Annotated in this window: 12 protein-coding genes; 5 read left to right on the top strand and 7 right to left on the bottom strand. The window is 74.1% G+C overall.

Translation table 11 applies throughout. From position 1 onward, the window contains the following. The first annotated feature begins 6 nt into the window (after positions 1–6). Genes sufC through LG943_RS25310 form a run of 4 tightly spaced genes read left to right on the top strand, consistent with a single transcriptional unit; the run spans position 7 to position 2,907 of the window. Positions 7–774, top strand: a complete 768-nt coding sequence (sufC, locus tag LG943_RS25325) for a Fe-S cluster assembly ATPase SufC (RefSeq protein WP_270074886.1) — start codon at positions 7–9, stop codon at positions 772–774. Next, complete coding sequence (locus LG943_RS25320; protein ID WP_270074885.1) at positions 771–2,060, top strand: cysteine desulfurase; 1,290 nt, start codon at positions 771–773, stop codon at positions 2,058–2,060. The genes sufC and LG943_RS25320 overlap by 4 nt, the downstream gene beginning before the upstream one ends. 17 nt (positions 2,061–2,077) lie before the next feature. Next, positions 2,078–2,557, top strand: coding sequence for a Fe-S cluster assembly sulfur transfer protein SufU (sufU, locus tag LG943_RS25315; RefSeq protein ID WP_270074884.1), 480 nt, complete (start codon positions 2,078–2,080; stop codon positions 2,555–2,557). Further along, positions 2,554–2,907 carry a metal-sulfur cluster assembly factor gene (locus tag LG943_RS25310; protein WP_270074883.1) on the top strand — a complete coding sequence of 118 codons (354 nt, stop codon included), beginning with the start codon at positions 2,554–2,556 and terminating at the stop codon, positions 2,905–2,907. Before sufU ends, LG943_RS25310 begins: the two co-directional genes overlap by 4 nt. A 115-nt stretch (positions 2,908–3,022) precedes the next feature. Here the strand turns inward: LG943_RS25310 and LG943_RS25305 are convergent, their stop codons facing one another. Both LG943_RS25305 and LG943_RS25300 read right to left on the bottom strand, forming a co-directional pair. Next, complete coding sequence (locus tag LG943_RS25305; RefSeq protein ID WP_270074882.1) at positions 3,023–5,107, bottom strand: hypothetical protein; 2,085 nt, start codon at positions 5,105–5,107, stop codon at positions 3,023–3,025. 400 nt (positions 5,108–5,507) lie between these two features. Beyond that, on the bottom strand, positions 5,508–5,948 hold the full coding sequence (locus LG943_RS25300; protein ID WP_270074881.1) for an SseB family protein: 441 nt from the start codon (positions 5,946–5,948) through the stop codon (positions 5,508–5,510). Between the two features lie 272 nt (positions 5,949–6,220). Between LG943_RS25300 and LG943_RS25295 the strand changes: the two genes are divergently transcribed. Further along, a complete protein-coding gene (locus LG943_RS25295) occupies positions 6,221–7,240 on the top strand; it encodes an SGNH/GDSL hydrolase family protein (protein WP_333486438.1) in 1,020 nt (339 codons plus the stop codon). 55 nt (positions 7,241–7,295) lie between these two features. Here the strand turns inward: LG943_RS25295 and LG943_RS25290 are convergent, their stop codons facing one another. The 5 genes from LG943_RS25290 to LG943_RS25270 form a co-directional block, all read right to left on the bottom strand. Further along, positions 7,296–8,450 carry an EAL domain-containing protein gene (locus tag LG943_RS25290; protein ID WP_270074880.1) on the bottom strand — a complete coding sequence of 385 codons (1,155 nt, stop codon included), beginning with the start codon at positions 8,448–8,450 and terminating at the stop codon, positions 7,296–7,298. Positions 8,451–8,809: 359 nt separating this feature from the next. Beyond that, the gene (gene fabF / locus LG943_RS25285) at positions 8,810–10,048 is read right to left on the bottom strand and encodes a beta-ketoacyl-ACP synthase II (protein WP_270074879.1); all 1,239 of its coding nucleotides are present in this window, start codon (positions 10,046–10,048) and stop codon (positions 8,810–8,812) included. Positions 10,049–10,172: 124 nt separating this feature from the next. Then, a complete protein-coding gene (locus tag LG943_RS25280) occupies positions 10,173–10,415 on the bottom strand; it encodes an acyl carrier protein (protein ID WP_179765540.1) in 243 nt (80 codons plus the stop codon). Between the two features lie 82 nt (positions 10,416–10,497). Beyond that, positions 10,498–11,451: a beta-ketoacyl-ACP synthase III gene (locus tag LG943_RS25275; RefSeq protein ID WP_270074878.1), complete on the bottom strand. Its 954-nt coding sequence runs from the start codon at positions 11,449–11,451 to the stop codon at positions 10,498–10,500. Further along, complete coding sequence (locus LG943_RS25270; protein ID WP_456340061.1) at positions 11,451–12,335, bottom strand: ACP S-malonyltransferase; 885 nt, start codon at positions 12,333–12,335, stop codon at positions 11,451–11,453. Before LG943_RS25270 ends, LG943_RS25275 begins: the two co-directional genes overlap by 1 nt. Positions 12,336–12,633: the final 298 nt, after the last annotated feature.

Below are 12,633 nucleotides of genomic sequence, written 5' to 3'. Positions count from 1 at the left end.
ACACAGATGACCAAGTTTGAAATCCGCGGCGTCCGGGCCGACGTCCTCATCGGCGCCGAAGAGCGCGAGGAGATCCTCAAGGGCGTCGACCTCACCATCAACTCCGGCGAGACCCACGCCATCATGGGCCCCAACGGTTCGGGCAAGTCCACCCTGGCCTACGCGATCGCCGGCCACCCCAAGTACGAGATCACCGCGGGCGAGGTCCTGCTCGACGGCGAGAACGTGCTGGAGATGAGCGTCGACGAGCGCGCCCGCGCCGGCCTGTTCCTGGCCATGCAGTACCCGGTCGAGGTCCCCGGCGTATCCATGTCCAACTTCCTGCGCAGCTCGGTCACTGCCGTGCGCGGCGAGGCCCCCAAGCTCCGCGCGTTCTCCAAGGAGCTCCAGCAGGCCATGGGCGGGCTGGCCATCGACTCCTCCTTCGCCGCGCGCGGCGTCAACGAGGGCTTCTCCGGCGGCGAGAAGAAGCGCCACGAGATCCTCCAGCTCGAACTGCTCAAGCCCAAGATCGCCATCCTCGACGAGACCGACTCCGGCCTCGACGTGGACGCCCTCAAGGTCGTCTCGGCCGGCATCAACCGCGCCCGCGAGACCAACGACGTCGGCGTCATGCTGATCACCCACTACACCCGCATCCTCAACTACGTGCGCCCCGACTACGTGCACGTGTTCGCGGGCGGGCGCATCGCCGAGTCCGGCGGCCCCGAGCTGGCCGACCGCCTGGAGTCCGAGGGCTACGAGCGGTTCGTGAAGGCGGGCGCGGGCCAGTGACCACCAGCGAGCCGGGGCGCCTCGACGTCGAGGCGGTGCGGGCGGACTTCCCGATCCTGGCCCGCACCGTCCGCGACGGGCGTCCGCTGGTGTACCTGGACTCCGGGGCGACCTCCCAGAAGCCCCGGCAGGTCCTGGACGCCGAACGCGCCTTCTACGAGCACCACAACGCGGCGGTGCACCGCGGCGCGCACCAGCTCGCCGAGGAGGCCACCGACGCCTACGAGCGCGCCCGCGCCACCATCGCGGCGTTCATCGGCGCCGGAAGCGACGAGGTGGTGTTCACCAAGAACGCCACCGAGGCCATCAACCTGGTCGCCTACGCCATGAGCAACGCCGCGACCAGCGGAGACGAGTACCACCGCTTCCGGGTCGGCCCCGGCGACGAGGTCGTCGTCACCGAGATGGAGCACCACGCCAACCTGGTGCCCTGGCAGCAGTTGTGCCAGCGCACCGGCGCCACCCTGCGCTGGTTCGCGGTGACCCCCGACGGCCGGCTCGACCTGTCCGACATCGACTCGCTCATCAACGAGCGCACCAAGGTCGTGGCACTGGCCCACCAGTCCAACGTCCTGGGCACGGTCAACCCGGTCACCGCCATCGCCGAGCGGGCGCACGCCCACGGCGCCCTGGTGGTGGCCGACGCCGCGCAGTCGGTGCCGCACATGCCGGTCGACGTCGCCGCCCTGGGCGTGGACTTCCTGGCGTTCTCCGGGCACAAGATGCTGGGCCCCAACGGCATCGGCGTGCTGTGGGGGCGCCGGGAGCTGCTGGCGGGCATGCCGCCGTTCATCACCGGCGGCTCCATGATCGGCACCGTCCACATCGACCACTCCACCTGGGCCGACCCGCCCCAGCGCTTCGAGGCGGGGGTGCCCATGGCGCCCCAGGCGGTCGGCCTGGCCGCCGCCTGCGACTACCTCAGCGCGCTGGGCATGGACAACGTCCTGGCCCACGAGCAGGCCGTCACGGCCTACGCGCTCAAGCAGGTGGGGTCGCTGCCGGGGGTGCGGATCATCGGGCCCACCGACACCGCCGACCGCGGTTCGGCGGTGGCGTTCACGGTCGAGGGCATCCATCCCCACGACGTCGGCCAGGTGCTCGACGACCTCGGGGTGGAGGTGCGGGTGGGCCACCACTGCGCGTGGCCGCTGCACCGCTGCTACGAGACCGTGGCCACCACCCGGGCCTCGTTCTACGTCTACACCACCTTCGCCGAGATCGACGCGCTGGCCGAGGGGATCCAGGCCGCCCAGCGGTTCTTCGGCACGGCGGCGGCACGCTAGAAGGGCACCAGGTCGCCATGCAGCTTGAGTCCATGTACCAGGAGATCATCCTGGACCACTACCGCAACCCCCACAACAAGGGGCTGCGGGAGCCGCACCACGGCGAGGCCCACCACATCAACCCCACCTGCGGCGACGAGATCACCCTGCGGGTGCGCCTCGAACCCGCGGGCGGGAGCCTCGACGGTTCGGCCACCGTCGCCGACGTCTCCTACGACAGCATGGGCTGCTCCATCAGCCAGGCCAGCGCCTCGGTGCTGACCGACCTGCTGATCGGGCGGACCGTCGACGACGGCATGCGGGTCCTGGCGGAGTTCACCGAGCTGATGCACTCCAAGGGCCAGGGCGAGCCCGACGAGGACGTCCTGGAGGACGCGGTGGCCTTCGCCGGGGTCTCGAAATACCCTGCCCGTATCAAGTGCGCCCTGCTCGCCTGGATGGCGTGGAAGGACGCGACCGCCCAGTCCCTGGAAACGGAGAAGGAGGGCGCCTCATGACCGAGCAGGACTCCACCGCCACCGCGCCGGAGCCCACCGGGGGCGAGGCGCTGGTCGAGGAGATCAGCGAGGCGTTGAAGGACGTCATCGACCCCGAGCTGGGGGTCAACGTGGTCGACCTCGGCCTGCTGTACGGGGTCAACGTCGACGGCGGCACCATCACCCTGGACATGACGCTGACCAGCGCGGCCTGCCCGCTGACCGACGTCATCGAGGACCAGGCCAACTCCGCGCTGGACGAGTTCGAGCGCGACGTCAAGATCAACTGGGTCTGGATGCCGCCCTGGGGTCCCGACAAGATCACCGACGACGGCCGCGACCAGTTGCGGATGCTCGGCTTCAACGTCTGAGCCGCCGCGCCCCGCGGTACACGCGAACGGGGGCCGGAGCGCTGATGCGCTCCGGCCCCCGTTCGCGTCGGCGTGCCCGGGGAGCCGGAAGGCCGGGGTGCCTGCCCGCCCCCGATCAGGAGGTGGTCATCAGCACCGGGCGCAGCTCCTGGGCGATGTCGGTGTCGCCGCGCCGGGTCAGCGCCTCCAGCAGCGCGTGGGGGTCGCCGGCCTGGGAGTCGTCGCCGTCCTCGCTGATGCGCCGCGCCAGGATCTTCAGCGCCTCGTCGGTGGGCGCCGGCGCGGTGTAGCCGATCAGGTGCAGCGCCCGGCTGGTGGGGGAGTGCCCGCTCATGTCGGAGGCCGGCAGCCGGCGGGCGTCGAGCCGGTCGCCGTTGACGGTGATGAACACCCGGTCGCCCGGCTGCACCGACAGCCGCCGCAGCAGCGGGCGCAGGGAGTCGAACGCCGGCTGGTCGCGCCAGACCAGCACCAGCAGGTCGGCGCCGGGCGCGGTCAGGCACAGCAGGCGGCCCGGCTGGAGCCCCAGGTGGGTGGCGTAGCCCGGCGGCACGGTCACCGGCGCGCCGTTGAGGTGGTCGGCGGTGACGTCCACCCGGTGCCACCAGCGGCCGTCGGGCGCGCGGAAGCAGCGCGCCGAGGCGGCCACGCGCGGCGGCTCGGGCGGCGCGGGCCGGTCCTCGTGCTCGGGCCGGGGCGCCTCGGTGCCCGGGCGGCGGCGGATGGGCAGCCCGTTGGCGGTGGTGGTGCCCCCGGCCTCGGAGACCGGGTCGGAGTGGCTGCCGTAGGAGCCGCCGGTGCCCGGCGGCGGCGCCTCGACCGGGATGGTGGGGTCGACCAGCACGTGGCCGTCGCGGATGGACACCCCGGGCGTGCTCAGCAGCCACGCCCGCACCGCCTGCTGGCGGATGCCGATCCGGCCCAGCCGCAGGGTGGCGTCGGTGAGGCTGGGGGCGTCGCCCAACAGTTCGCGGGTCTGCCAGCGCATGCGGTGGGGGTCGTCGGCCACCAGCCAGCCGTTGTGCAGGCGGCGGTCGGTGAACAGGGTGATCACCACCCGCCACAGCGGGGCGCCCAGCGAGGGCACCTCGACGGGGTGGTCGGGGTGGGCGCCGATGACGTGCTCGACCGTGGTGGCCGCGCCCAGTTGGTCCGACAGCTCCCGCATGTGCTTGGTCAGCGGCGCGCCGCCGGGCGAGCTGAGCCACTGGAGCAGCCGCTCCTCGACCGTGCGCTGGGCGTTGCGGATGTCGCGCAGGTCCACGTTGATCTGGTCGGCCAGCAGCCGGATGCTGATGGGGTCGGTGGCGAACAGCCGCTCGGCGGCCACCGTGCGCTCCACCTCGGTCCAGGTGCGCAGCAGCTCCTCCAGCAGGTCCACCAGCGGGTGGCGGCCCAGTTCGCGCTCCGCCGGGCCGCGCGCGCCCTTGGGCGGGCCGAAGGCCGGGCGGCGCAGCGCGCGCACGGCCCCGGTGGCGGGGGCGACCGGCTCGGGCGCGGCGTCGGCCTCGGCCTCGGCGGCGGCGCGCGCCTCCTCGTCGCGCTGGGCGCGCAGGGCACGCAGCGTGCGGATGGCCCGGGTGGCCGGGCTCTGCGGCGGCGGGGGCTCGGCGGCGGTGTCGGTGTCGTCGGAGTCGGCGCCGGTGGCCGAGGTCAGGTAGGCCAGGGCGCTGTGCACGTGGTCGGGCGCGGAGTCGGGCAGCCAGTTGGCCAGTGTGCGCACGGCCTCCACCATCAGGGCGGGGGAGGGCGCGGGCACGCGGCCCTGCTCGCGGGTGAAGGGGTGCACGGCGCGCCAGGTGGCCGTGCTGATGACGTCGATGGGCCCGCAGGACTCGGGCAGGCCCCAGGCGGTGATGGCGGCGGGGGTGGCCGACACCAGCCGCTCCCAGTTGCCGGCCGTGGCCAGCAGGGCGCCGCGCACGGGTTCGGCGATGTCGTCGAGGTCGACGTCCTCGGCGCGCAGCGTGGGCAGGAACTCGCCGAGTTCGAGGTGGCCCCACTGCTCGACGGCCAGGCGCGCCAGGGCGTTGGCCAGCCAGGTGGCGCCGGCGATGTCGAGCACGCGGGTCACCGGCAGGGAGGCCCACCAGCCCTCGATGAGGCGGGCGTGGCGCAGGACGGGGCCCACGGCGGCGGGATCGCTCCAGCGGAGGGCGGGGGCGAGGTCGGTGAGGCAGATCGGGGAGACGGCGTTCATCTGCGGCAGACCTCGACCTCCGGGCATCCGGCCCGCGGGTGGGGCGACCGCACGGGCATGTCGTTCGCTTAACACTACGTGTACTTCTCGGGGGCCGGGCGCCCCCCAGGTGGGGACCGGGGACGCGGCGGCGGCGCGAAGCGCCGCACTCCCCGGTGATCGTACGTGCGCCGGGCCCGGTTGGATAGTGCCGACTCGGGTGAACACCGAGCGTACGCGCCGGGGAGCGGTACCGGATGCCCCGCCCCGCCCGGAGTGTCGAACGCGGTGTTTGTCGGGAACGGCGGAAAAAGTGACCTGCCTTACCCTTTCCGCCGCCGCCCCGTGTCATCGGCCGGTTCCGGCCGCGCCCGTGGGCTGGCCGGGCGCCGGTCCCTGTGCTACCGGCGGTAGGGCGGGGTCACTGCGCCAGCACCGACACCGTCTCGGGGTACAGCGGCACACCCGCCTCGCTGCCCGGGTTCAGCGCCAGGCCGACCCCCTCGGGCACCGCCCCGGCCAGCTCCCGGGCCGCCAGCACGGTGTAGGGCAGGTCGCCGCTGCGCACGCCCAACTGCTCGACCGAGGTGAACACCGGGATGAACTGCGCGCCGTCGACCTCCAGGGTGGGCAGCGCCACCGAGCCGTCCTCCTGGGTGCCCGCGCCGCTGGGCAGCGGGATCCACACCTGGGCCTCGCGCAGCGCCGCCAGGAAGTCCATGATCGGCGCGGGGTCGGCCGGCCCGTCGGAGCCCTCGGCGGTCCGGGAGTGCTCCAGCGCGCGTTGCAGCGCCGACTCGACCTCGTTGGCCGGGAAGGCCGGCTGCCGGGCGGACTCCGGGGTGTCGTTGCCGGTGCTCATCGAAAAAACGCTCCTCAACCGGGTGGTGCGACCCCCGCACCGGCGGCGCGCGGACCGGGGCCGGGCCGGCGGCAGGCGTGCCGACGGGTGTCGGAGGTATGCTTGTCGGGCACGCTCTACCCTCGCACCTGCCTGTTGACACCTGCCGGGCACCCCGACCCGCCGGGAGTCCCCGCACCCTGGCGAGGGCCCCACCCCGCACCGAGGCTCCTCCTGCGCCGCCGCCACCCCGGCCCGCCGGCGCGGTGGGTGAAGCCGCATGATTGGTAGATGTGACTGACCTGGAGACGACTGGGACCGGCCAGGCGGAGCCGGCGGTCATACGCTCCTACGTCGCCATCGGCGACAGCCTGACCGAGGGGCTGGACGACCCCGCGCCCGACGGCGGCTACCGGGGCTTCGCCGACCGCCTCGCCGACCACCTCGGAGCCGCCGCCTCCGGAGCCGGCTCCGGCTTCCGCTACGCCAACCTCGCCGTGCGGGGGCGGCGCGTGCGCCACATCTTCGGCGAGCAGTTGGAGCAGACCTTGGGCTTCGCCCCCGACCTGGTCACCGTGCACGCCGGGGGCAACGACGTGCTGCGGCCCACCACCAACCTCGACACCCTGGCCGCCGAGTTCGAGGCGGGCGTGCGGCGGCTGCGCGGGGCCGGCATCCGGGTCGTCATCCTCTCCGGCCACGACACCGGGTGGGTGCCGGTGCTGCGGGTCTACCGGGGCCGCATCGCGGTGTTCAGCATGCACCTGCGCGCCATCGCCGAGCGCACCGCCAGCGACATCGTGGACCTGTGGTCCCTGGGCGCCCTCAACGACCCCCGCGCCTGGAGCGTGGACCGGCTGCACTTCAACGCCGCCGGGCACGCGATCGTCGCCGCCCGGATCGCCGAACTGCTGGGCAGCCCCATGGGTCCCCCCGAGCTGTGGTCGCGCCCCTGGGAGACCCCGCCCGAGCGCCTGCCCCGCATCCTCCGCCGCCGTGAGAACTGGCGCTGGGCGCGCCACCACCTCGTGCCGTGGCTGGGCCGCCGCGCGCTGGGCCGCTCCTCGGGCGACGGACGGCTGCCCAAGCGCCCGGAGATGAGGGAGCTGGTGGAGTCGGCGGCGGCGGTCGAGGAGGCCGAGGCGGCAGGGGCGGTTGACGCGGCCGAGTTGACCGAGTCGGCGAGAGCCCCTGAGCCGGCCGAGCCGGCGGCGGCCTCCGGCGCCCTGGACCTTCCCGAATCGGTCGAGGCCCCCGACGCGTTCACCGCCGCCACCGAACGCCACGAGGCCGACCGCCTCGACCCCCGCTGAGGTCGGGGGACTCCGGGCGCGCGGTCACCGGTGCGCGGCGGGGCCGCACGGTTCTCTAGGGTGCGTCTCCCGCCGCCAGGCTGCGGATCAGGTCGCCCACGTGCACGATCCCCGTGCACTGCCCGAACTCGTTGACCGTGATGAGGTCGTCGTACACCCGCTCGCGCTCGGTACCGGCCACCCGCAGCGCCGCCATCGCGCGGAAGGTGCGCGGGACCGTGCGCGGGGGGTCGGCCAGGCGGTGCGCCGGGCGCTTGGCGTGCAGGGCGTGGCCGTAGGGTCCGGTGACCGCCAGCAGGAACCGCGCGCGGTCGATCAGGGCGATCGGGCGCTCGCGGTGGTCGATCAGCACCACGCTGTTGAGGGCGGTGTCGGCGCTGAACGCCTCCAGGACCTCCTCGGCGGTGGCCTCCTTGGTCATGGCCACCGGCGGCAGCATGAACTCGGTGACATAGGGCCCGGCGTCGTTCCCGGCGAACGCCGACTCCACCGAGGAGTCGGGCACCACCGTCACCCGGTCGCCCGGCGCCCAGCCGTCGTCGGCGAACAGCGGCCCCTGCGCCAGGCGCACCCCCGACTCCCGCAGCCGGTGCACCTGGCCGGGCGAGCGCACCCCGGCGGCCATGGGGAACACCCCGCTGCCGTGGCCGATGCGCGCCAGGCCGTCGATGAGCGCGGCGCGGCGCTGGTCGGAGGGCAGGCCGTCGACGATCGCGGGGTCGATGCGCACCAGGAACGGGCGCGCCTCCAGCAGCAGGTCGGGCGCCACCGAGGCGGTGCCGAACGCGCAGCGGAACCCCTGCTCGCGCAGCCGGGCCACCCCGCGCACCAGGTCCTCGCGGGGCACCTGGGGCAGGTCGGCGCCCAGCATGAGGGTGACGTCGCGCGGGCGGCGGCCGCAGCGGCGCAGGGTGTCCTCGAACAACTGGAAGGTCTCGGGGGAGGAGGCCACCGACCACGCCGGCAGCGGCAGCACCAGCGGCAGCAGGGTCTCGTGGGCGGTGGCGCGGCGCGCCAGGCGCGCCAGGCCCGCCGCGAGGATGGCGGGGTCGCGCGCGGCGGGGTCGTCGCCGTAGCGCACATGGGCGTCGACCGCCAGCACGGCGCCGGAGTCGAGGTCGACAATCGGGCGGAAGATCAGCACGTCGTCCGGTGCGCCATCTGGGGTGGGGACCCAGCCGCCGGTCGACGCCACAGACGGAAGAGACACGCCCCCATCATCGCCGAGGCCGCCGCTGCTGTCAGTGACGAAGACCGGAGTTAAGGCGATTTTCGCTGACATGAATCAAAGCGTTCATATTTCGTGACCGCTTCGACGGTGCGGGGGCACCGAGCGTGTCGGCGCGCGCCGCGCTGATCAGCGCGAAGACGGACGGGCCGCCTCCGGAACAGGGGGACGGCCGGGGGATCCTACAACGCGGCGCGGCCGGTGCGCACCCCCTGGCCTGGGGCGCGAGGAAATCCCCGCTCCCCACCCGCCCCTCCCCGCACGCGAAAGGCGCGACCGCCGTCGCGGCGCGGCGACGGCGATCGCGCCCTGGTGTGCCGGCTCGCGGCCGGCGCCCGCGCCTAGGGGCGGCGGAACGCCACCGCGATGTTGTGGCCGCCGAACCCGAAGGACTCGTTGATGGCCGCCACCGCGTCGGCGGGCAGGTCGCGCGGCTTGTCGCGGACGATGTCCACCCGGACCGCCGGGTCCAGTTCCTCGATGTTGATGGTCGGCGGGATGCGGCCCTCGTGCAGGGCCAGCACGGTCGCGATGGACTCCACCGCGCCGGCGCCGCCCAGCAGGTGGCCGGTCATCGACTTGGTCGAGGTGACCGCCACGCGGTCGGCGGCGGAGTCGCCCAGCGCCGCGCGGATGGCCACGGTCTCGCCGACGTCGCCGGCCGGGGTGGAGGTGGCGTGGGCGTTGACGTGCGCGATGTCGGAGGGGCGCAGCCCCGCGTCGGCCAGCACCGAGGTGATGGCGCGGGCCTGCCCGGTGCCCTCGGGGTCGGGCAGCACGATGTCGTGGGCGTCGTCGGAGTAGCCGGCGCCGGCGGCCACGGCGTAGACCCGGGCGCCGCGCGCGGCCGCGTGCTCGGCGGACTCCAGCACGATCATGCCGGCGCCCTCGCTCATCACGAACCCGTCGCGGTTGGCGTCCCAGGGCCGCGAGGCGGTCTTGGGGTCGTCGTTGCGGGTCGACAGCGCGCGCATCGACGCGAACGCGGCGATGTTGAGCGGGTGGATCGCGGCCTCCACACCGCCGGCGATCACCATGTCGGCGCGGCCGGTGCGGATCATGTCGATGGCGTCGGCGATCGCCTCGGCGCTGGAGGCGCAGGCGCTCACCGGCGCGTGCGCGCCGGCGCGGGCGGTGAACTCCAGCGCGACGGCGGCGGCCGGGCCGTTGGGCATCAGCATCGGCACGGTGAACGGCGACACCCGCTTCCAGCCGCGCTCGCGGAAGGTGTCGTACTGCTCCAGCACGGTCAGGATGCCGCCGATGCCGCTGGAGACGACCGCGCCCAGGCGGACCGGGTCGACCTCGGGCGCGCCGGCGTCCTGCCACGCCTCCTGCGCGGCGATCAGCGCGAACTGCTGGGTGCGGTCCAGGCGGCGCAGCCGCTGGCGCGGCAGCAGCTCGCTGGGCTCCACCGCGATGCGGCCGGCGAAGTGGACCGGCAGGTCGGCGACCCAGTCCTCCTGGAGTGTGTCGATTCCGGACCGGCCTTCGAGGAGTGCGGACCAGGTCGTGGCGACGTCACCTCCCAGGGGGGTGGTGGCGCCGAGTCCCGTGACGACGACTTCGGTGGTGCTCATCGGCCTGATCGCCCTTCTCTCGGGTGGTCGAGCCCCGTTCCGTACGGGCGGACGGGGGAAAGTGGGGAGGCGCGCGGTGCGCGCGGTGGCGGCCCGCCGGCGCGCGGCCGGCGGGCGCGCCCGGCTACTTCTGGATGAAGTTGACGACGTCCTGGACCGTCTTGAGGTCCTTGAGCTGGTCGTCGGGGATCTCCACGCCGAACTTGTCCTGGGCGGCGACCGCGATCTCGACCATGGACAGGGAGTCGATGTCGAGGTCGTCCACGAAGCTCTTCTCGGGCGTGACCTCGGCGGCCGGGACACCGGCGATCTCGTCGATGATCTCGCCGAGGCCGTCGAGGATCTCCTGCTCGGTGTGCTGCGCCATGTCGGTCTTTCTCCTTCGGATGGAAACGTTGGTCGGTCAGGGGGCCGCGGGCACGCCGGTGGCGCCGGCGCACCGCGGGTGTCTAGGGGATCTCCAGCACCTGGGCCGAGTAGCTCAGGCCGGCGCCGAAGCCCATGACGAGCACGAGGCTCCCCGAGGGCAGCTCGCCGCGTCCGGCCATGCGCGCGAGCGCCAGCGGGATCGACGCGGACGAGGTGTTGCCCGCGGTGACGATATCGCGGGCGATGATCGCCTGCGGCGCCCCCAGCTTGCGCGCGATGGACTCGATGATGCGCAGGTTGGCCTGGTGCGGCACGAACGCGTGCAGGTCGGTGGGCGCCACGCCCGCGCGGCGCAGGGCCTCCTCGGCCACCGCGTTCAGCTCGGTGGTGGCCCACCGGAACACCGCCTGGCCCTCCTGGTAGAGGTACTTGCCCTCGCGCAGGTGGATCTTCTGGGCGCGCTCACCGGAGCTGCCCCACACCACCGGGCCGATGCCGGGGGTCTCGGCGGCCGAGACCACGGCCGCGCCCGCGCCGTCGGCGAAGATCACGCAGGTGGAGCGGTCGTCCCAGTCGATCACCTCCGAGAGCTTCTCGGAGCCGATGACCAGGGCGTTGCGCGAGGACCCGGCGCGGATGGCGTCGTTGGCCAGGCCCAGCGCGTAGCTGAAGCCGGCGCAGGCGGCGTTGACGTCGAAGGCGCCGGGCGCGGAGACCCCCAGTTGGGCGGCCACCCGCGCGGCGGCGTTGGGGATCTGCTCGGTGAGCGTGCACGTGGCCACGATCACCAGGTCGATGTCCTCGGGGGCCAGCCCGGAGTCGGCCAGCGCCTTGCCGCCCGCCGCCACGGCCATGCTCACCACGGTGTCGTCGGGGCCGGCGATGCGGCGCTCCTTGATGCCGACGCGCGACTGGATCCACTCGTCGGAGGTGTCGACCCGCTTGGCGAGGTCGTCGTTGGTGACCACGTTGCTGGGCTGGTACTCGCCGAGGCCGACGATGCGCGCGCCGGCGGCCGAGGGGGCGATGTTCATCAGGAGCGGCCTTCCGGTTCGGGTGCGGAGGTTCCGGCGTGCTCGGCGACGAGTTCGCGGGCGCGGTCGAGGTCCTCGGGGGTCTTGACGGCCAGCCGCTCCACCCCGGGCAGGGCGCGCTTGGCCAGGCCGGTCAGGGTGCCCGCGGGGGGAAGCTCGATGAGGGCCGTCACGCCCAGGCCCGCCAGGGTCTCGGTGACGGCGTCCCAGCGCACCGGGGCGCTGATCTGGGCGACCAGGCGGTCCAGGTACTCCGCGCCGCCGGCCACGACCGCGCCGTCGCGCACCGACAGCAGCCGGGTGCGGGGGTCGGCGGGGCTGATGGCCTTGGCCAGGCGCGCCACGCGCTCCTCGGCGGGGGCCATGTGGTGGGTGTGGAAGGCGCCGGCCACCGACAGCGGGCGCAGCCGGGTGCGCGCCGGCGGGTCGGCCGCCAGCGCGGCCAACTGCTCCAGCGTGCCCGCCGCCACGATCTGGCCCGAGCCGTTGTCGTTGGCGGGGGTGAGCCCGTGGGACTCGATGGCGGCCAGCACCTCGGCGCGGTCGCCGCCCAGCACCGCGGTCATGCCGGTGGCGGTCTGGGCCGCCGCGTCGGCCATGGCCCGGCCGCGCTCGGCCACCAGCGCCAGCGCGTCCTCGGGGCGCAGCACGCCGGCGACCCCGGCGGCGACCAGTTCGCCGACGCTGTGGCCGGCCACGGCGTCGACGGACTCGGGTGCGGCCGACAGGTCGCCGAACAGCGCGGCGGTCGCCGCCAGGCCCGCGCCGACCAGCAGCGGCTGGGCGACGGCGGTGTCGCGGATCTCGTCGGCGTCAGCCGTGGTTCCGTAGCGCTTCAGGTCCAGCCCGACGACGTCGGACCAGCTCTCGAAGCGCTCGGACATGCCGGGGAGTTCGAGCCACGGGGCGAGGAATCCGGGGACCTGCGCGCCCTGGCCGGGAGCAACGATGACAAGCACGTCATCCACCTTGCCCTGTAGAACCCCGCCAGTCGGATGAGGACTTGGACGAAAAAACAGGGCCGCTGTTTGTGGCTGTTCTACAATTTTGGACGAACGGCCGGTGAAAAGCGCGATACACCTCACATCCGGGCCGCCGGCGGCGCCCCGCGCGCCCCGCCGGGGGCGCCGCGCGGGGCGGGCGCGCGGGCGGTTCGGCGGCGGCGCGGCGGCGGCCCCCGCA

The sequence above is a fragment of the Streptomonospora mangrovi genome (assembly GCF_027604915.1).
Lineage (GTDB): Bacteria > Actinomycetota > Actinomycetes > Streptosporangiales > Streptosporangiaceae > Streptomonospora > Streptomonospora mangrovi.
Note: the sequence above shows the minus strand (reverse complement) of the source record. Positions and strands in the feature narration are given on the sequence as shown.